Source organism: Streptacidiphilus pinicola, assembly GCF_003258295.1.
GTDB classification, from domain to species: domain Bacteria; phylum Actinomycetota; class Actinomycetes; order Streptomycetales; family Streptomycetaceae; genus Streptacidiphilus; species Streptacidiphilus pinicola.
The window spans coordinates 18900-37361 of the sequence record NZ_QKYN01000197.1 but is presented as its reverse complement, the minus strand read 5'-3'; the positions used below and the strand labels follow the sequence as shown (position 1 = coordinate 37361).

Sequence of the window (18462 nt, the reverse complement as noted above, 5' to 3'; positions counted from 1 at the left end):
CGGGCGGTGGAGGGACGGGCCTGAGGCTCCATCAGGACTGCGAGCGTGCCCTGGGCGGTCACCTGGTCGGCCTCGACCCGGACCAGCCCTCGCTGCGGCGGGCACGCCGGCGCGCCGACAGCGAGTGGGTCGAGGGCGTCGCCGCCGACGCCGTGCGCTGGCAGGGCGAGTTCGCGCTGGCCACCATGGCCAGCAACGCCTTCCAGTGCCTGGGCCTCGTCGAGGAAGCGGAGGGTCGCCTCGCCGACGTGGAGGACCTCACCGTCCGGGGTGGCGGTGGTCTCGGTCATGGTGACCAGGTCCCCGGTCACGGAGTGCACCTCGTGCCACTGCCGCAGGTCCCAGCCGTTGCCGGCGACGGTGCTGACGGCGTCCGGGGTCCAGCTCTCCCAGGCGCGCGCGGCGGGGTTGCGGGTCTCGAACGCGAAGCGGCCGCCCGGCCGCAGCGCGCCGTGCANNGAGCTGCGCAGCTCCTCGTCGGTGACCAGGCACTGGAAGGCGTTGCTGGCCATGGTGGCCAGCGCGAACTCGCCCTGCCAGCGCACGGCGTCGGCGGCGACGCCCTCGACCCACTCGATGTCGGCGCGCCGGCGTGCCCGCCGCAGCGAGGGCTGGTCCGGGTCGAGGCCGACCAGGTGACCGCCGTGGCCACGCTCGCGGGCCTGATGGAGCATCATGCCCGTGCCGCAACCGACGTCGAGGACGGCGTCGGCTTCGTCCACCAGTTCGTCGTAGAAGCGGTCCGACGCGTACTGTGCGCCGTCCCAGCGGTACATCTCGTCGTAGAGGGCTACCGAGTCGTCCTGGGTGAATTCCACCCGGGAACGTTAGAGCCCGATCGACCGTGAGACAACGGGATTTTCGCCGACCCCACCGTCCTGGTCGTCCCGGTCGTCGCCTTCGAGATCCACCAGGCGGCGGTTGCGCAGGACGGACCCGAGCAGCGCCAGCGCGATGAAGGCGACGCCGATCAGGCCGGTCACCACCTCGGGGACCGTGTACTTGATCGAGGCCATCAGGATCACGGCCAGCGCGCCGATCGCGTAGTGGGCGCCGTGCTCGAGGTAGACGTACTCGTCCAGGGTGCCCTGGCGGACCAGGTGCACGGTGAGCGAGCGGATGTAGAGCGCGCCGATGCCGAGGCCGAGGGCGATCTGGAAGATGTCCTGGCTCACCGCGAACGCGCCCACCACGCCGTCGAAGGAGAAGGACGCGTCCAGGATCTCCAGGTAGACGAAGAGCACGAACGCCGCCTTGCCGGCCACGTGCAACGGCGCCCGCCGGCCACGGGCGGGCGCCGGCTCGGCGGCGTCCTCCTCGTCGGGGACGCCGACGGCCTCGAAGCGGTCCGACAGCCCCGTCGCCAGCAGATAGGTGATCAGCCCGGCCACGCCCGCGAGCAGGACGGTCTCGGCCCGGTCCCCGGCGAAGAAGCGGGCGGCCAGCAGCAGCGCGCCGAGCGTGAGGATCACCGGCAGCCGGTCCATCCGGCCGACGCGCTCCATGGTCCGCTCCAGCGGGCCGAGCCAGCGCAGTTCCTTCTCCCCGCAGAGGAACTCCAGGAAGATCATCAAAAGAAAGGCCGCCCCGAAGGCGGCGATGGCCGGGTGAGCGGCGTCCAGGTGTTCGGCGTAGCTGAGGCCGTGATAGGTGCGCGAGGAGTCGAGTGCCAGCCGCAGCACCGTGAGCGGCGCGATGTGCGCGGTCAGCCCGACGACGATCAGCGGGAAGACCAGCCGCATCCCGAAGACGGCGACGAGGACGCCGACGGTCAGGAAGACGCGCTGCCAGAACGGGCTCATCCGGCGCAGCACGGTGGCGTTGATGACGGCGTTGTCGAAGGAGAGCGAGATCTCCAGGATGGCCAGCACCAGGACGACGCCGAAGCCGTCCGCACCCCACAGGTATCCGGCCGCGGCCAGTCCCAGCAAGGTGACTCCGAAGGACCATCCGAACGTGCGGAGGAACACCGCGCGCCCACCCCTTTCGCGCCCGCCGTCGATCGGCCTGCCACGCCTCATGACGAATTCTTACGAAACGTTCACCCCGAAGTCCAGTGCGATGCCTCGCAATCCGGTCGCGTAGCCCTGGCCCACGGCGCGGAACTTCCACTCGCCCTCGTAGCGGTAGAGCTCGCCGAAAATCATCGCGGTCTGGTCGAACGCGTCCTCGGAGAGGTCGTAGCGGGCGAGTTCCGTCCCGTCCTGCTCGTTGACGACGCGGATGAAGGCGCCGCGAACGTGGCCGAAACTCTGCCTGCGGCTGTCCGCGTCGTAGATCGAGACCGGGAAGACGATCTTGTCGACCTGAGTGGGCACCAGCGCGAGCTGGACGGTGATCACCTCGTCGTCCTCCGCGCCGCTCCCGCCGCGGACCTCGTCGCCGTGGTGCTCGACCGAGCCCTCGGGGCTCTTGAGGTGGTTGTAGAAGACGAAGTACTCGTCCCCGAGCACGCGTCCGCCCGAACAGAGCAGGGCGCTGGCGTCGAGGTCGAACGGCGCCCCGTTCGACGCGCGGGCCTGCCAGCCGAGCCCGATCCGCACCGTCGTCAGATGCGGTGCCGCCTTGGAGAGTGAGACGTTGCCGCCCTTGGCCAGCGTGACGCTCATGGCTCCTCTTCCTGCCCCTCTTGCCGCGCCGATCGCCCGTTGCTGAGCTCGATCGTAACGGGGCATCAGCAGTTCGGCACAGGGCCCGTGGACCCCGGCGAACCGGGAGCCACGGGCCCTGTCGAACCGCTCGGCCGGTCAGGCTCAGATGGCCTGCAGCGCCTTGAGGTACTCCTGCTGGTCGCGCGCGTCCGGCAGACCGTTGACGACGGTCCAGCGCACGACGCCCTGCTTGTCGATCACGAAGGTGCCGCGCACGGCGCAGCCCTTCTCCTCGTCGAACACGCCGTAGGCACGGGACACCTCGCCGTGCGGCCAGAAGTCCGAGAGCAGCGGGTACTCCAGGCCCTCCTTCTCCGCGAAGACGCGCAGCGTGGGCAGCGTGTCGTTGGAGACGGCCAGGATCTGCACGTCGTCGTTCTGGAACGACGGCAGCTCGCGCTCGAGGCTGCAGAGCTCGCCGGTGCAGACGCCGGTGAAGGCGAACGGGTAGAAGACCAGCACAACGTTCTTCTCGCCACGGAAGTCCGAGAGCGAGACGAGCTCGCCGTGCTGGTTCTTGAGCGAGAACTCGGGAGCCGGAGAACCGACCTCGATTGCCATGCGAAAACCCCTCATCGTCGTGGGCCGTGCCGAGCCAATCCTGCCATGTCGCTGGTCAGCGGAAGCCAGGCAGCCTGCTGAGCACGGAGACGGCGCCCACGGCGCGGCGCAGCAGCGGGCCGCCGGGGAGGTTCGGGACCTGGTCGACCAGCGGCGCCAGGGCGAGCAGGCCGGTGACGCGGCGCATCCGGATGTCGCCGCGGGCGAGCATCGTCGGGACGGAGCCGCTGGAGACCAGCAGGTGGCGGGCCGCGCCCTCGACACCGGGGACGTCGTCGCCGGCCGTACGCGGGCGCGTGCTCCAGCCGTCCGAGTCGGCGGTGAAGACCCAGCCGAGGCCGCCCTCGGGCTCCCACAGGCCCGCGGACGCCGGGATCCGGGCCCGCCAGGCCAGCGCGCCGACGACGTCGACCATGGCCGCGAGGCCCGCGTCGGCGAGCTGGGGCGGGACCGACCCGCTGAACGAGAGCACCGCCTGCGCGGCCTCGTGGCCCATGGCGTGGATCTGCGTCAGCACCGGCAGCGGGCCGAGCGGGGAGTCCACGACCCGCCGCCCGAGCTCCGGCGCGGCCAGCACCTCGTCCAGCGCCGCGGTGACCCGCTCCCTGGCCTCCGCCAGGGCCTCCAGCACCTCGCCCCGCGACGGATCGAACGGCTTCGGCCGCCGCTCCGGCGCCGGCCCCCCGTGCGCCGCCGCCATGACCTCCCCGAGCACCGGCCGCCCCGGCCACGACCCCAACGCGGCCAACGGCCGCAGATCCCCCGGCCCACCGGAGCCCTGCCCACCGGAGCCCTGCCCACCCGGCTCCTGCTCGCCGGCTCCCGCTCCCCCGGGTCCCGGGCCGGCAGGCCCCTGGGCGTCGGGCGCCAGGGCCGTGCGGGCGACGGCCATCACCGCGTCCCATGCGCCGAGGACGCGGGGGCGGAGGGTCTCCGGGGTCTCGTCGGCGACGCCGCGCGGGCCGTGGAGGACCGGTTGGTGATCTTCTGCCATGCCGCCATTCTGCCGCCGGGCCCCGAGACCCGGCATGTCGGCGCCTTCGCGGGCAGCGAACCCGGAACGGCAGTGGGGCCCGGACGGAGTGCTCCGTCCGGGCCCCACCGGTCAGCTCGGGATGTTCGGCAGAGGCCTCAGCGCTTGCCGGCCTTCGCGGCCTTCGGGGTGGCCAGGCGAACCGCCGACCACTCCTTGCTCACCGCGGCCGTGCTGGTCTGCGAGAGACCGGCCGTCTGCGCGGCGTCGGCGATGTCGCTGGCCTCGACGTGGCCCTCGCGCCCGGTCTTCGGCGTGAGCAGCCAGACCAGGCCGCCCTCCACCAGGTACTCCTGGGCATCGACGAGGGAGTCGGTCAGATCTCCGTCTTCGCTGTCCTCGCGGAACCACATCAGCACGACGTCAGCGACGTCGTCGTAGTCCTCGTCGACGAGCTCGGTGCCGGTGAGTTCCTCGATGGACTCACGCAGGTCCTGGTCGACGTCGTCGTCGTAACCGAGCTCCTGGACCACCTGTCCGGCCTCAAGGCCCAGCCGACGTGCCTGGCTGGTCTTGTCCTCCGCGGGGTCCGCGGTCGCGCTCACGGGAATTGCCTCCTATATCCGACCCTGTCTTCTGGTACCAGGGTTGTGCCGGTAGTCCACACGGGCGGGGCGCGGAGCGCAAGTACCCGGCCTCCGATCGGGCCCTGGCTGCGGTGCGTCGCGGGCGACACGCCGCCTGGAGTGACCGGGATCACTCCCGTTTGCCCCAGTATCACCAGCAAACGACGTTCCGCGCAGCGGATCGCCTTTTCCCCTTACCCGCTGTAGGCGACGCTCACTCCTGGTAGGGATCGCAGTCCGGAAGCGTCTCAGCAGTCGACCATGTGACCGAGTACTCCTTGACCAGGCGTAGAGTCTCCTGTTGGCCCTCCCCAGCCTGCCCACTCCACAACGATGTGGGGAACGGTCGGGCCACCTCGTCGTGCGACACCGCGCACCAGACGGGACCGGGTCGATTGCCCCTAAGGGATTACTCCCCAAAGGGCGCGAAACGGTTACTCATGGGTAGAGATGACGTTTCTCCCCTTGCGGTCCACGATGGAGGCGGCGCGACACCCTCCCACAACGACCGACAAGTGAAGGAACAGCGTGGCTTCCGGATCCGATCGCAACCCGATCATCATTGGCGGCCTGCCGAGCCAGGTCCCTGACTTCGATCCCGAGGAGACCAGCGAATGGCTGGACTCCCTCGACGCCGCCGTCGACGAGCGCGGCCGTGAGCGCGCCCGCTACCTCATGCTGCGGCTGATCGAGCGCGCCCGCGAGCGGCGCGTCGCCGTGCCGGAGATGCGCAGCACGGACTACGTCAACACCATCGCCACCAAGGACGAGCCGTTCTTCCCCGGCAACGAGGAGATCGAGCGCAAGGTCCTGAACGCCACCCGCTGGAACGCCGCGGTGATGGTCTCCCGCGCGCAGCGTCCCGGGATCGGCGTGGGCGGCCACATCGCGACCTTCGCCTCCTCGGCGTCGCTGTACGACGTGGGCTTCAACTACTTCTTCAAGGGCAAGGACGCCGAGGGCGCGTCCGGCGACCAGATCTACTTCCAGGGTCACGCGTCGCCGGGCATCTACGCCCGCGCCTACCTGCTGGACCGGCTCTCCGAGCAGCAGCTCGACAGCTTCCGCCAGGAGCACTCGCGCGCGCCCTACGGGCTGTCCAGCTACCCGCACCCGCGGAACATGCCGGACTTCTGGGAGTTCCCGACCGTCTCCATGGGCCTCGGCCCCCTCGGTGCCATCTACCAGGCGCGGATGAACCGCTACCTGCTGAACCACGGCATCAAGGACACCTCCGACTCGCGCGTGTGGGCCTTCCTGGGCGACGGCGAGATGGACGAGGTCGAGTCGCTCGGCCAGCTCTCCATCGCGGCGCGAGAGGGCCTGGACAACCTGACCTTCGTGGTCAACTGCAACCTGCAGCGCCTGGACGGCCCGGTCCGCGGCAACGGCAAGATCATCCAGGAGCTGGAGTCGATCTTCCGCGGCAACGGCTGGAACGTCATCAAGCTCATCTGGGACCGCACCTGGGACCCGCTGCTGGCCCAGGACCGCGACGGCGCCCTGGTCAACAAGATGAACACCACGCCGGACGGCCAGTTCCAGACCTACGCCACCGAGTCCGGCTCGTACATCCGCGAGCACTTCTTCGGCGGCGACCTGCGCCTGCGCGCCATGGTCGAGAACCTGACCGACGAGCAGATCCAGCACCTGGGCCGCGGTGGCCACGACCACAAGAAGGTCTACGCCGCGTTCAAGGCCGCGACCGAGCACAAGGGCCAGCCGACCGTCATCCTGGCCCAGACCGTCAAGGGCTGGACGCTCGGCCCGAACTTCGAGGGCCGCAACGCGACCCACCAGATGAAGAAGCTGACGGTCGAGGACCTCAAGCGCTTCCGTGACCGGCTGCACCTGCCGATCACCGACAAGCAGCTGGACGAGGGCTACCCGCCCTACTACCACCCGGGCAAGGACTCCGAGGAGATCCAGTACATGCACGACCGTCGTGCCGAGCTGGGCGGCTACATGCCGACCCGCAAGGTGCGGCCGCGTCAGCTGGAGCTCCCGGGCGACGACGCGTACAAGGCGGTCAAGAAGGGTTCCGGGCAGCAGTCGATCGCCACCACCATGGCGTTCGTCCGCCTGCTCAAGGACCTGATGCGGGACAAGAACATCGGCAAGCGCTTCGTGACGATCGCTCCGGACGAGTACCGCACCTTCGGCATGGACTCGCTCTTCCCGTCCGCGAAGATCTACGACCCGATGGGCCAGCAGTACGAGTCGGTCGACCGTGACCTGCTGCTCGCGTACAAGACGTCGCCGCAGGGCCAGATGATCCAGGACGGCATCACCGAGGCCGGCTCGACCGCCTCGCTGATCGCCGCGGGCTCGTCCTACGCCACCCACGGCGAGCCGCTGATCCCGGTCTACGTCTTCTACTCGATGTTCGGGTTCCAGCGCACCGGCGACCAGTTCTGGCAGATGGCCGACCAGCTGGCGCGCGGCTTCGTGCTCGGCGCGACCGCCGGCCGCACCACGCTGACCGGTGAGGGCCTGCAGCACGCCGACGGTCACAGCCAGCTGCTGGCCTCGACCAACCCGGCGGCCGTCAGCTACGACCCGGCCTACGGCTACGAGATCGCCCACATCGTGCAGGACGGTCTGCGCCGCATGTACGGCAGCAGCGCGGAGCACCCGCACGGCGAGGACGTCTTCTACTACCTCACCGTCTACAACGAGCCGATCCAGATGCCGGCCGAGCCCGAGAACGTGGACGTCGAGGGCATCCTCAAGGGCGTCTACAAGCTGGCGGAGGGTCAGGGCGGCCAGGTCCCGGCGCAGATCCTCGCCTCGGGCGTGGCCGTGCCCTGGGCGCTGGAGGCGCAGCGCATCCTCGCCGAGGAGTGGAACGTCAAGGCCTCTGTCTGGTCGGTGACCTCCTGGAACGAGCTGCGCCGCGACGCGGTGGCGGTCGAGGAGTTCAACCTGCTCAACCCGGACGAGGAGCAGCGCGTCCCGTTCGTGCAGCGCAAGCTCGCGGGCAACGAGGGCCCGTTCGTGGCCGTCTCCGACTGGATGCGCGCGGTGCCGGACCAGATCTCGCGCTGGGTCCCGGGCCAGTACCAGTCGCTGGGCGCCGACGGCTTCGGCTTCGCCGACACCCGTGGCGCGGCGCGCCGCTACTTCCACATCGACGCGCAGTCGATCGTGCTGGGTGTGCTGACCGAGCTGGCCAAGCAGGGCAAGGTCGACCGCACCGCGCTGAAGGCGGCCATCGACCGCTACCAGCTGCTGGACGTCTCGGCCGCCCACCCGGGCAGCGCCGGCGGCGACGCGTAACGGCTGATCAGTAGGCAGCAGAGGCTCGGTGACGATCCGTCACCGAGCCTCGTCGCGCCACCGCTCTGTCCGCCGCACTTCTCTCCGTGCTCGGCGCGGCCGCCCCGGCCGTCGCCGTCACCGCACCCGCCGTCAGCAACGGCACCGTGCACAACCTGCACATCCACCTGCGCAACAGCTCCAGCTCCAACTGGTCCGGCTTCGCCGCCACCGGCGGCGGCTTCACCAGCATCTCGGCCAGCTGGGTGGAGCAGACCGGCTCCGAGGTCGACTGCTCCGGCGGCTCGCCGCAGTACTACTCCTGGTACGAGATGTACCCGGCGTACCCGACGAACTTCTCCAACACCGTGAAGCCCGGCGACCACTTCACCGGCTCGGTGACGTACAACGGCTCCGGAAAGTTCACGATGAAGCTCAGCGACACCACCCAGGGGTGGAGCCGCTCGGTCTCCAAGACCTACTCGCCGGCGCAGCGCTACTCGGTCGAGGTGATCGCCGAGGCGCCGTCCAGCTCCACCGACGTGCTGCCGCTGACCGACTTCGCCACGGTGAACTTCACCAACTCCCTTGCCAACGGCCAGGCGCTCGGCAACTACAGCCCGGACCAGATCAACATGGTCTCCGGCTCCACGACCAAGGCCTCGACGTCCTCCCTGTCCGGCGGCGAGAGCTTCTCGGTGGCCTGGCGGCACAGCTGATAATCGCTTAGCGACGGTGGGTGACGCCCGGGGGCGTCACCCACCGTCGTCGTGTGAACGGCTCGTAAGAATCCGGCGCGATTGCCGGTCGATTGACGGCCATTGTGATGGTTGTCGCAGTTTGGGTCTCCCTCGTACAGCGTACGCAGCCGGACGATGCCCTTACGCTTGCGCAGAGCGTCTCGCATGGCGGGCATGTCGCCCCATCGACCCGCTCCCCGCATTCCGCTAGACCTCCGGGCTGTTCGCGCCCGCACGACGGTCGCCGGCTTCCCCGAGGAGACACCTGCATGCGGTTCAAGCGCACCCTGGTGGCAGCACTGGTCTCCTTCACCTGCCTCGCCGGCACGGGTGCCGCGGCCGCCGGAGCGGCCGTCTCCGCCGAGCAGATCGCCGTCACCACGCCGCCGACCGGGAGCGCCGCCTGGCTGCACGACCGTTCGCTGGGCGTCACCATGCCCGACCCGGCGAGCGCGTCCGTGACCGAGGTCGCCGCGTTCTTCGCGGGGCTCAGCGCGCCGCAGGCGCAGCACCTCGTCGAGACCTACCCGCTGGTCGTCGGCAACCTCGACGGCGCGCCGCCCGCGCTGCGCTACCAGGCCAACCAGATCGCCATGCAGGCCGAGCTGGACCGGCTGAAGAAGCAGGACCCCGGCGCCACCGCCCAGATCGCCATGCTCACGCAGCTGACGCAGCCGGGCCACCAGATCATCGCCTTCGACCCGCGCAGCCGCGGCCTGGTCGCCGAGGTCTTCGGCGACCTCGCGACGGCGCAGAAGGTCTCCGTGCTCGTTCCCGGCTCCGACATCGACCTCGCCCACTTCGGCAAGGTCCAGGGCGAGGCGCAGGCGCTGCGCGCCGAGGAGCAGCAGGTGTCCCCCGGCACCACGACGGCCGCCATAGCCTGGGCCGACTACGTCACCCCCGTCGGCCTGGGCGCCGACGCCGCGACCTCCCGCCTCGCGGACGCCGCCGCGCCGCGCCTCACCCGCTTCCTCGCGGGCCTCGCGGTCACCTCCCACCCGAGCACGCCGCCGGCCCTGTTCTGCCACTCCTACGGCTCGGTCGTCTGCGGCGTGGCCGCCCCGACCCTGCGGGGGACCGGGACGGTCACCGACATGGTGGTCCTGGGCAGCCCCGGCATGGACATCACCGACGCCTCCGCCCTCGGCACCGGCGTCCGCCTGTGGGCGACGGAGCGCAACGCCACCGACTGGATCGGCAACGTCCCCTACCTCGAGTTCGCCGGCCTCGGCCACGGCCAGGACCCCACCAGCCCGGGCTACGGCTCCCACCTGGTCGCCTCCACCGGCGCAGCGGGCCACAACGGCTACTACGCCGCGGGAACGGCGAGCCTGCGCAACTACGCCGACATCGCGCTCGGCCAGTACGGCGACGTGACGAGCTGACTCAGCGGGAGATGCCGCGCATGTCGGCGTAGCGGTCGCCGGAGACCTGCGCGGCGATGGGCTCCAGGGTCGCCAGCTCGGCGTCGGTGAGGGTCAGTGCGGTCGCGGCGGTGTTCTCCTCCAGGCGCGTGCGGCGCCGCGTGCCCGGGATCGGGATGACCGGGACGCCGTGGACCTGGGCGCGCTGCTGGACCCAGGCGAGAGCGACCTGGCCGGCCGTCGCGCCGCGATCCGCGGCGATCTTGTGGACGGGGGCGAGCAGCGCGGCGTTGTGCGCGGCGTTGTCGCCGGTGAAGCGCGGCTGATGATGGCGGAAGTCGCCCGCCGCCAGCTCGTCGGCGTTGCTGAAGGAGCCGGTCAGGAACCCGCGGCCGAGCGGCGAGTAGGCCACCACCGCGACGCCCAGCTCGACCGCCGTCGGCACCGAGACGTGCTCGATGTCGCGGGAGAAGAGCGACCACTCCGACTGCAGCGCGGCGATCGGGTGGACCGCGTGGGCCTCGCGCAGCTCCTCGCCGGTGACCTCGGACAGGCCCAGGTGGCGCACCTTGCCCGCGGCGACCAGCTCCGCCATCGCGCCGACGGACTCGGCCAGCGGGACCTCGCGGTTGCGGCGGTGCATGTAGTACAGGTCGATGTGGTCGACGCCCAGGCGGCGCAGGCTCGCGTCGACGGCCTGGCGGATGTAGGCCGCGTCGTTGCGCACCGCGCGGTGGCTCGGGTCGTCCTCGCGACGCTCGATCGCGAACTTCGTCGCGATCAGCACCTCGTCGCGGTGGGCCTGGACGAACGGGCCGACCAACTGCTCGTTGCGGCCGTAGCCGTACATGTCCGCGGTGTCGAACAGGGTGACGCCCAGCTCCAGGGCGCGCTCCAGGGTGGCCCGGGACTCGGTCTCGCCGGTGTCGCCGAACTGGTCACTGTAGAAGTCGCTCATGCCCATGCAGCCGAGGCCCTGGACGCCGACGGTCGGGCCGTTCGCGCCCAGCGTGGTGGTCGCAATGGTGCTCATGACTCAGTCCTGCCTCTCGCCGTACAAGTCGATCTTGTAGTCCAGGACCAGAAGGTTGGCCTGCAGGTCGCGGATGCGCGCCAGCACCTCTTCGCGGTGCGCGATGAGCAGCTCGCGCCGCTCGGCCCGCGTCCCGTCACCGGCGCGGACCAGCTCGGCGTAGCGCAGCATCGCCGCGACCGGCATGCCGGTCGCGCGCAGGTTGCCGAGGAACGCGAGCCAGCCGAGGTCCGCCTCGCTGAAGCGGCGCTGCCCGTGGTGCGAGCGGGCCGGGTGCTCCAGCAGGCCGATCCGCTCGTACCAGCGCAGCGTGTGCGCGCTCAGTCCGGTCCGCCCGGCCACCTCGCCGATGGTGTAACGAGCCTCGAACTCGCCTCCCGCTACGGCTGTCTGGGACATCCCCCGCCCCCTTCCGATCGTGTCCTGACCGACGCTACCGACTTCGAGTGCACTCCAAGCAAGGAACACTCTTTAGACTCGCCGACATGGAGAGCCTGCGCCTGATCGAACAGTGGCCCGTCCCGACCGCCGCCGCGGCCGTCGTCCGCCGGGACGGCAGCGTGGCCGGCAGCCACGGACCCCAGCGGCACCCCTTCAAGCTGGCCTCGGTGACCAAGCCGCTGACGGCGTACGCGACGCTGGTCGCCGTCGAGGAGGGCGCGCTGGAGCTGGACACCCCGGCGGGTCCCGAGGGGTCGACCGTCCGCCACCTCCTCGCGCACACCTCGGGCCTCGCCTTCGACGAGCACCGTGCCATGGCGGCGCCCGGCAACCGCCGGCTCTACTCGAACGCGGGCTTCGACGTCCTGGCCGAGACCGTCGCCAAGGCGACCGGCATGCCGTTCCCGCAGTATGCGGCCGAGGCCGTCTTCGCCCCGCTCGGCATGACCGAGACCTGGCTGGACGCCGCGAGCAAGAGCCCGGCCGGCGCGGGCGGCGTCTCCACCGCCGCCGACCTGGCGCGCTTCGCCGCGGAACTGCAGGCGCCCCGGGTGCTGCACCCCGACACCGTCGCCGAGGCGACGACCGTCGCTTTCCCCGGCCTGAACGGCGTGCTGCCGGGCTACGGCCACCAGAAGCCGAACGACTGGGGCCTCGGCTTCGACATCCGCGACCACAAGTCCCCGCACTGGACCGGCCTCACCAGCTCCCCGTCCACCTTCGGCCACTTCGGCCAGTCGGGCACGTTCCTCTGGGTCGACCCGGCCGCGGGCGCGGCCTGCGTGGTCCTGACCGACCGCGACTTCGGCCCCTGGGCGGCAGAGCTTTGGACCCCGTTCACGGACGCCGTTCTCGCGGAGCTCAGCCACTAAGGGCGCGGTTACCCGTATGCGACAGGTGACTCCATCGCCCAGACCAGCAACTCAGCCCCGTCCGGACCCGCCGTCGGATCGATGAGCGCGTCGCCCTCCGTGATCCGCACCGCGTCGCCCTCGGCGAGCTCGCGGCCGCGGCCCTTCGGGCCGTCCGCCTCGCGGAAGCCGAGGCTGCCGCGGGTGAGGTGCAGGTAGAGGTAGGCGGCCCGGGGAAGCTCGGGGAGGGGCAGGTACGCGGGGGCGCGGAGCAGGTGCAGAGCGGCGTCGTCGCGCCGCAGCATGCCCGGAGGGGTCAGCAGCGCCGAGGGCGCCTCCAGGTCGACGTCGCGGACGGCGTACGCCGGCTCCGTGCCGAACTCCCCGGGCTGCAGCCAGAACTGCAGGAAGCGCACCGGCTCCCCGGCCGCCACCGCGTTCACCTCGCTGTGGCTGACCCCCGCGCCCGCGCTCAGGTACTGCAGCTGCCCCGGGCGGATCTCCGCCTCGTGGCCGTGGTCGTCGCGGTGCGCGAGGACGCCCTCCAGCACCCAGGTGAGGATCTCGGTGTCCCGGTGCCGGTGCGCGGCGAACCCCGCGCCCGGCGCGAGCCGCTCCTCGTTGCACGCCAGCAGCGCGCCGAAGGAGACGTTGGCCGGGTCGTAGTGCGCGGAGAAGGAGAACGCGTGCGCGGTGCGCACGCCCGGCTCCGGCTCGGAGCGGTAGCGGTGGCCGGCGCGGCGGATACTGAGCGGCATGAGGCCAGATTAGGCAGTTGTGACCGGCGTCTCCCGCGCCGGGTGCCTCCCCGTGCGCGGTTCCCCGCGGCGATGGTGCACGCTTAGTCTGTGCCAGACCCAGTCGTAGACAACTCCGCGAACCAGTCAGCCGAGGGAGCCCCCGGAAAGACCGTCGACGCCGCGGAGCGCAAATCCGCGCGGCGCGGCTCACGGCGCGGGACCGCCTTCGAGCGCAAGACCGTGCTGGCCACGGCCGAGCAGCACGCGCAGACGCTGAAGAACCTGGAGCGTGCCGCCGGGAAGATGGCCACCGCCGCCATCGCCCGGATGGACGACAACCTCGCCTGGTACCGCAACATGCCGCCGGAGCACCGCTCCTGGATCGGGCTGGTGGCGCAGGCCGGTATCGCCGCCTTCACCGAGTGGTTCCGGCACCCGGACGCGCCGCAGGCGATCAGCACGGACGTCTTCGGCACCGCGCCGCGCGAGCTGACCCGCGCGGTGACGCTGCGGCAGACCGTGGAGATGATCCGGACCACCATCGAGGTCGTCGAGGAGGCGATCGAGGAGGTGGCCGCGCCGGGCGCGGAGGAGGCGCTGCGCGAGGCGGTGCTGGTCTACGCCCGCGAGATCGCCTTCGCCACCGCCCAGGTGTACGCCCAGGCCGCCGAGGCCCGCGGTGCCTGGGACGCCCGCCTGGAAGCCCTGGTGGTCAACTCCCTGCTCTCCGGCGACGCGGACGAGGGCGTGCTGTCGCGCGCCGCCGCGCTCGGCTGGGGTTCGCCGGACCGGATCATGGTGGTGATGGGCAGCGCGCCCGCCGGCGACAGCGAGCTGGTCGTCGAGGCGATCCGGCGTGCGGCCCGGCACGCCAAGCTGCACGTGCTGACCGGTGTGCTCGGCTCCCGGCTGGTCGTGGTGGTGGGCGAGAAGAAGCCGCGCAGTGGCGAGCGGCTGTGGGACCCGGTGGTCGCCGCCCGCTCGCTGATCGGGCAGTTCGCGGACGGGCCGGTGGTCATCGGTCCGACCGTCTCCGACCTGCTCTCCGCCACCCGCTCCGCGCAGGCCGCCGCGGCGGGCCTGCGGGCCTGTGGGGCCTGGCCGGACGCGCCGCGACCGGTGCTCGCGGACGACCTGCTGCCCGAGCGGGCGCTGGCCGGCGACGTGCAGGCGCGCAGCCAGCTCGTCGAGGAGATCTACGAGCCGCTGGACGAGGCGGGATCGGCGCTGCTGGACACGCTCTCGGTCTATCTGGAGCAGGCGTCGTCGCTGGAGGGCGCCGCCCGGATGCTGTTCGTCCACCCGAACACGGTCCGCTACCGTCTTCGGCGTGTGACCGACATCACCGGCTACGCCCCGTCGGACGTGCGCTCGGCGTTCACCCTGCGCATCGCCCTGGCCCTGGGACGACTCCAGTAGGGGTGAGCTGCGATGATGCACGCCTGTAGGGAGTCCACAACTCCGCTCGCGGTTCTTGGTCGCGGTCCTCACCCGCGTAGCACCGGCCGGACAAGAGAAGGTTGATGACGTGCTCGTACTCGTTGCTCCCGGACAAGGCGCCCAGACGCCAGGATTCCTCGCCCCCTGGCTGGAGGTGCCCGGCGTCGCCGACCGGCTCGGCCGTTGGTCGGACGTGGCCGGCCTGGACCTGGTCCACGCCGGCACCGAGGCATCCGAGGATGAGATCAAGGACACCGCCGTCGCCCAGCCGCTGCTGGTCGCCGCGGGCCTGGTGACCGCCGCCGCGCTCTTCGGGGACCACGAGAACCTCGCCCGCCGGGTCGGCGCCGTCGCCGGCCACAGCGTCGGCGAGATCACCGTCGCCGTCGCCTCCGACGTGCTGAGCGCCGAGGACGGCCTGGCCTTCGTGCGCGAGCGCAGCCTGGGCATGGCCGAGGCCGCCGCCGCGACCGCGACCGGCATGACGGCCGTACTCGGCGGCGACCCGGAGGAGGTGGCCGCGAAGCTGGCCGCCCACGGCGTCACCCCGGCCAACAACAACGGCGGCGGCCAGATCGTCGCGGCCGGCACACTGGAGCAGCTGGCCGCGCTCAAGGACGACGCGCCGGCCAAGGCCCGGCTGATCCCGCTCAAGGTCGCGGGCGCCTTCCACACCGCGCACATGGCCCCCGGCCAGGTCCGGCTGGAGAAGCTCGCCCCCACGCTGACCGTCGCGGACCCGTCGATCACCTACGTCTCCAACAAGGACGGCGAGGTCGTCGCCTCGGGCGCGGAGGTGCTCGCGCGGCTGGTCTCCCAGGTGTCCAACCCGGTCCGCTGGGACCTGTGCATGGAGACCCTGGAGCAGCTGGGCGCGACCGCGGTGATCGAGCTCTCGCCGGCCGGTACCCTCACCAACCTGGTCAAGCGCAACATCAAGGGTGTCGCGACGCTGGCCCTGAAGACACCGGATGATCTCGACAAGGCCCTCGCGCTCGTGGCCGAGCACGGAGCCGGGGAGTAGCACGCATGACCGCATCGATCAAGCCGAGCACCGGGGCGCAGTTCTCGCGCATCCACGGTGTCGGCGGCTACCGCCCGGTCCGGGTCATCCCCAACTCCGAGGTGCTGGACTGGATCGACTCCTCCGACGAGTGGATCCGCACCCGCAGCGGCATCACCGAGCGCCGCTGGGCCGGCCCGGAGGAGACCGTCGCCGAGATGTCGGTCCAGGCCGCCAGCAAGGCGATCGCCATGGCCGGGATCTCGCCCGAGCAGGTCGGCGGCGTCATCGTGGCCACCGTCTCGCACCTGAAGCAGACGCCCGCCATCGCCACCACGATCGCCGAGCGGCTGGGCTGCGGCACCGCGCCCGCCTTCGACATCTCCGCCGCCTGCGCCGGCTTCGGCTACGGCCTGTCGCTGGCCGACGGCATGGTGCGCGGCGGCAGCGCCGAGTACGTGATCGTGATCGGCGTGGAGCGCCTGTCCGACCTCACCGACATCCACGACCGCTCGACCGCCTTCATCTTCGGTGACGGCGCGGGCGCGGCCGTGGTGGGTCCGTCCGACACCCCCGGCATCGGCAAGGTGATCTGGGGTTCCGACGGCTCGCAGGCCGACGTCATCAGCCAGACCGCCGCGTGGGACACCGCGTTCGCCAAGCCGGACGCCGTCAACGGCGCGGGGGACGAGACCAAGTGGCCGGCCCTGCGGATGGAGGGTCAGACCGTCTTCCGCTGGGCCGTCTGGGACATGGCCAAGGCCGCCCAGCAGGCCCTGGACGCCGCCGGGATCACCGCCGACCAGCTCGGCGCCTTCATCCCGCACCAGGCGAACATGCGCATCATCGATGCGATGATCAAGGCACTGAAGCTGCCCGAGTCGGTCCCGGTGGCCCGCGACATCGCGGAGACCGGGAACACCTCGGCGGCGTCGATCCCGCTGGCCATGGAGCGCATGCTGCAGGCCGGCGAGGCGAAGAGCGGCGATCTCGCGCTCATCATCGGCTTCGGGGCGGGTCTCGTCTACGCAGCCGCAGTCGTTACTCTCCCGTAGGAAACACCGTTCACCACTAGAAGGAGCCTTCAATGGCCACCCAGGAAGAGATCCTCGAAGGTCTCGCGGAGATCGTCAACGAGATCGCCGGGATCCCGACCGAGGACGTTCAGCTCGACAAGTCCTTCACCGATGACCTGGACGTCGACTCGCTGTCCATGGTCGAGGTCGTCGTCGCCGCCGAGGAGCGCTTCGACGTCAAGATCCCGGACGACGAGGTCAAGAACCTGAAGACCGTCGGCGACGCGGTGAACTACATCGTCACCAACTCCTGATTGAGCACAGCCTGATTCAGCACTGCCTGAATGAGCACAGCCTGAGCGTTCACGCGCTCTCCGGGGGACGCCGCCGACCGGCGGCGTCCCCCGACCCCCAAGAACCACTTCCCTGCCAGGAGACACAGCAGTGACCAGCGACAACCGCACCGTGGTCGTCACCGGGATCGGCGCCTTCACGCCGCTCGGCGCCGACGCCGCGTCCACCTGGGAGGGCCTGGTGGCGGGCCGCTCCGGCGTCTCGCTCATCGAGGACGAGTGGGCGGCGGACCTGCCGGTCCGCATCGCCGCGCGTACCGCCGTCGACCCGGGCGAGGTGCTGCCCCGCCCGCTCGCCCGCAAGCTCGACCGCTCGGCGCAGTTCGCGCTGATCGCCGCGCGTGAGGCGTGGGCCGACGCGGGCTTCACCACCCCGGCGACCGAGGAGGGCTCCCCGATCGCCCCCGAGCGTCTGGGCGCGGTCGTCGCCTCCGGCATCGGCGGCGTGACCACCCTGCTCGACCAGTACGACGTGCTGAAGGAGAAGGGCGTCCGCCGCGTCTCCCCGCACACCGTGCCGATGCTCATGCCCAACTCCCCCGCCGCCAACGTCGGCCTGGAGGTCGGCGCGAGAGCGGGCGTGCACACCCCCGTCTCCGCCTGCGCGTCCGGCGCCGAGGCCATCGGCTACGCGATCGAGATGATCCGCACCGGCCGCGCCGACGTCGTGGTCGCGGGCGGCACCGAGGCCGCGATCCACCCGCTGCCGATCGTGGCGTTCGCCAACATGATGGCGATGTCCAAGAACAACGAGCACCCCCAGGCCGCGTCGCGCCCCTACGACAAGGCCCGCGACGGCTTCGTCCTCGGCGAGGGCGCCGGCGTCGTGGTGCTGGAGTCCGCGGAGCACGCCGCCGCGCGTGGCGCCCGCGTCTACTGCGAGGCCGTCGGCCAGGGTCTCTCCTCCGACGCCCACCACATCGCCCAGCCGGAGCCCTCGGGCTCGGGCGTGGCCCGCGCGATCGCCCAGCTGCTGGAAGCCACGGACGTGGACCCGGCCGAGATCGTGCACGTCAACGCGCACGCCACGTCGACCCCGCAGGGCGACACCGCCGAGATCAAGGCGCTGCGCCGGGTCCTCGGCGACCATCTGGACCACATCGCGGTCTCCGCGACCAAGTCCATGACGGGCCACCTGCTCGGCGGCGCGGGCGGCATCGAGACCGTCGCGACCGTCCTGGCCCTGCACCACCGCACGGCTCCGCCGACCATCAACGTCGACGACCTCGACCCCGAGGTCGACGCCGACATCGTCGTGGGCGAGCCCCGTGCCCTCCCGGCGGAGGGCCGCCTGACCGCCCTCAACAACTCCTTCGGCTTCGGCGGCCACAACGTCGTCCTGGCGTTCCGCACCGTCTGAGCCTTCAGGACCTTTCAGGGGCGCGAGGAGCATTGCTCCTCGCGCCCCT

The 18462-nt window shown here is 71.2% G+C and carries 18 protein-coding genes; 9 read left to right on the top strand and 9 right to left on the bottom strand.

Features of this window, described 5'->3' with window-relative positions:
* From DN069_RS36305 to DN069_RS36280, 6 genes are all read right to left on the bottom strand, one after another.
* Positions 1 to 674 (bottom strand): class I SAM-dependent methyltransferase (locus DN069_RS36305; RefSeq protein WP_424556360.1); only part of this gene is annotated, 674 nt, incomplete at its 3' end.
* Between the two features lie 153 nt (positions 675 to 827).
* Positions 828 to 1970, bottom strand: a complete 1143-nt coding sequence (locus DN069_RS36300; RefSeq protein WP_207892393.1) for a DUF475 domain-containing protein — start codon at positions 1968 to 1970, stop codon at positions 828 to 830.
* A 60-nt stretch (positions 1971 to 2030) separates the two neighbouring features.
* Entirely contained in the window at positions 2031 to 2609 is a 579-nt protein-coding gene (locus tag DN069_RS36295) for a TerD family protein (protein WP_111507515.1), read from the bottom strand.
* 144 nt (positions 2610 to 2753) lie between these two features.
* Positions 2754 to 3212 (bottom strand): peroxiredoxin, encoded by a 459-nt coding sequence (locus tag DN069_RS36290; RefSeq protein WP_111507514.1) that lies wholly within the window; start codon positions 3210 to 3212, stop codon positions 2754 to 2756.
* A 55-nt stretch (positions 3213 to 3267) separates the two neighbouring features.
* On the bottom strand, positions 3268 to 4206 hold the full coding sequence (locus DN069_RS36285; RefSeq protein ID WP_111507513.1) for a hypothetical protein: 939 nt from the start codon (positions 4204 to 4206) through the stop codon (positions 3268 to 3270).
* 137 nt (positions 4207 to 4343) lie between these two features.
* Positions 4344 to 4790, bottom strand: a complete 447-nt coding sequence (locus DN069_RS36280; RefSeq protein WP_111507512.1) for a DUF3052 domain-containing protein — start codon at positions 4788 to 4790, stop codon at positions 4344 to 4346.
* Between the two features lie 549 nt (positions 4791 to 5339).
* Here DN069_RS36280 and aceE point away from each other — a divergent pair.
* The 3 genes from aceE (at position 5340) to DN069_RS36265 (ending at position 10197) form a co-directional block, all read left to right on the top strand.
* Positions 5340 to 8090 (top strand): pyruvate dehydrogenase (acetyl-transferring), homodimeric type, encoded by a 2751-nt coding sequence (gene aceE, locus DN069_RS36275; protein WP_111507511.1) that lies wholly within the window; start codon positions 5340 to 5342, stop codon positions 8088 to 8090.
* Positions 8091 to 8176: 86 nt separating this feature from the next.
* Complete coding sequence (locus DN069_RS36270) at positions 8177 to 8788, top strand: G1 family glutamic endopeptidase (protein WP_207892392.1); 612 nt, start codon at positions 8177 to 8179, stop codon at positions 8786 to 8788.
* Positions 8789 to 9078: 290 nt separating this feature from the next.
* Positions 9079 to 10197: an alpha/beta hydrolase gene (locus tag DN069_RS36265; RefSeq protein ID WP_111507509.1), complete on the top strand. Its 1119-nt coding sequence runs from the start codon at positions 9079 to 9081 to the stop codon at positions 10195 to 10197.
* Between the two features lies 1 nt (position 10198).
* Here DN069_RS36265 and DN069_RS36260 read toward each other — a convergent pair whose 3' ends face one another.
* Both DN069_RS36260 and DN069_RS36255 read right to left on the bottom strand, forming a co-directional pair.
* Complete coding sequence (locus DN069_RS36260) at positions 10199 to 11209, bottom strand: aldo/keto reductase (RefSeq protein WP_111507508.1); 1011 nt, start codon at positions 11207 to 11209, stop codon at positions 10199 to 10201.
* A 3-nt stretch (positions 11210 to 11212) separates the two neighbouring features.
* Entirely contained in the window at positions 11213 to 11608 is a 396-nt protein-coding gene (locus DN069_RS36255; protein WP_111507507.1) for a MerR family transcriptional regulator, read from the bottom strand.
* Positions 11609 to 11694: 86 nt separating this feature from the next.
* On the opposite strand from DN069_RS36255, the gene DN069_RS36250 reads away from it, so the two are divergent.
* Entirely contained in the window at positions 11695 to 12522 is an 828-nt protein-coding gene (locus tag DN069_RS36250; RefSeq protein ID WP_111507506.1) for a serine hydrolase domain-containing protein, read from the top strand.
* A gap of 8 nt (positions 12523 to 12530) precedes the next feature.
* On the opposite strand, the gene DN069_RS36245 is transcribed toward DN069_RS36250, so the two are convergent.
* Positions 12531 to 13259 carry a pirin family protein gene (locus tag DN069_RS36245; protein ID WP_111507505.1) on the bottom strand — a complete coding sequence of 243 codons (729 nt, stop codon included), beginning with the start codon at positions 13257 to 13259 and terminating at the stop codon, positions 12531 to 12533.
* Positions 13260 to 13544: 285 nt separating this feature from the next.
* Between DN069_RS36245 and DN069_RS36240 the strand changes: the two genes are divergently transcribed.
* The 5 genes from DN069_RS36240 to fabF all read left to right on the top strand — a co-directional run bounded on the left by DN069_RS36240 (position 13545) and on the right by fabF (position 18413).
* Complete coding sequence (locus DN069_RS36240; RefSeq protein WP_111507518.1) at positions 13545 to 14660, top strand: PucR family transcriptional regulator; 1116 nt, start codon at positions 13545 to 13547, stop codon at positions 14658 to 14660.
* 109 nt (positions 14661 to 14769) lie between these two features.
* Positions 14770 to 15705 (top strand): ACP S-malonyltransferase, encoded by a 936-nt coding sequence (locus tag DN069_RS36235; RefSeq protein WP_111507504.1) that lies wholly within the window; start codon positions 14770 to 14772, stop codon positions 15703 to 15705.
* A gap of 5 nt (positions 15706 to 15710) precedes the next feature.
* Positions 15711 to 16739: a beta-ketoacyl-ACP synthase III gene (locus DN069_RS36230; RefSeq protein WP_111507503.1), complete on the top strand. Its 1029-nt coding sequence runs from the start codon at positions 15711 to 15713 to the stop codon at positions 16737 to 16739.
* Between the two features lie 32 nt (positions 16740 to 16771).
* Positions 16772 to 17014 (top strand): acyl carrier protein, encoded by a 243-nt coding sequence (locus DN069_RS36225; RefSeq protein ID WP_111507502.1) that lies wholly within the window; start codon positions 16772 to 16774, stop codon positions 17012 to 17014.
* Positions 17015 to 17144: 130 nt separating this feature from the next.
* Positions 17145 to 18413, top strand: coding sequence for a beta-ketoacyl-ACP synthase II (gene fabF, locus DN069_RS36220; protein ID WP_111507501.1), 1269 nt, complete (start codon positions 17145 to 17147; stop codon positions 18411 to 18413).
* Positions 18414 to 18462: the final 49 nt, after the last annotated feature.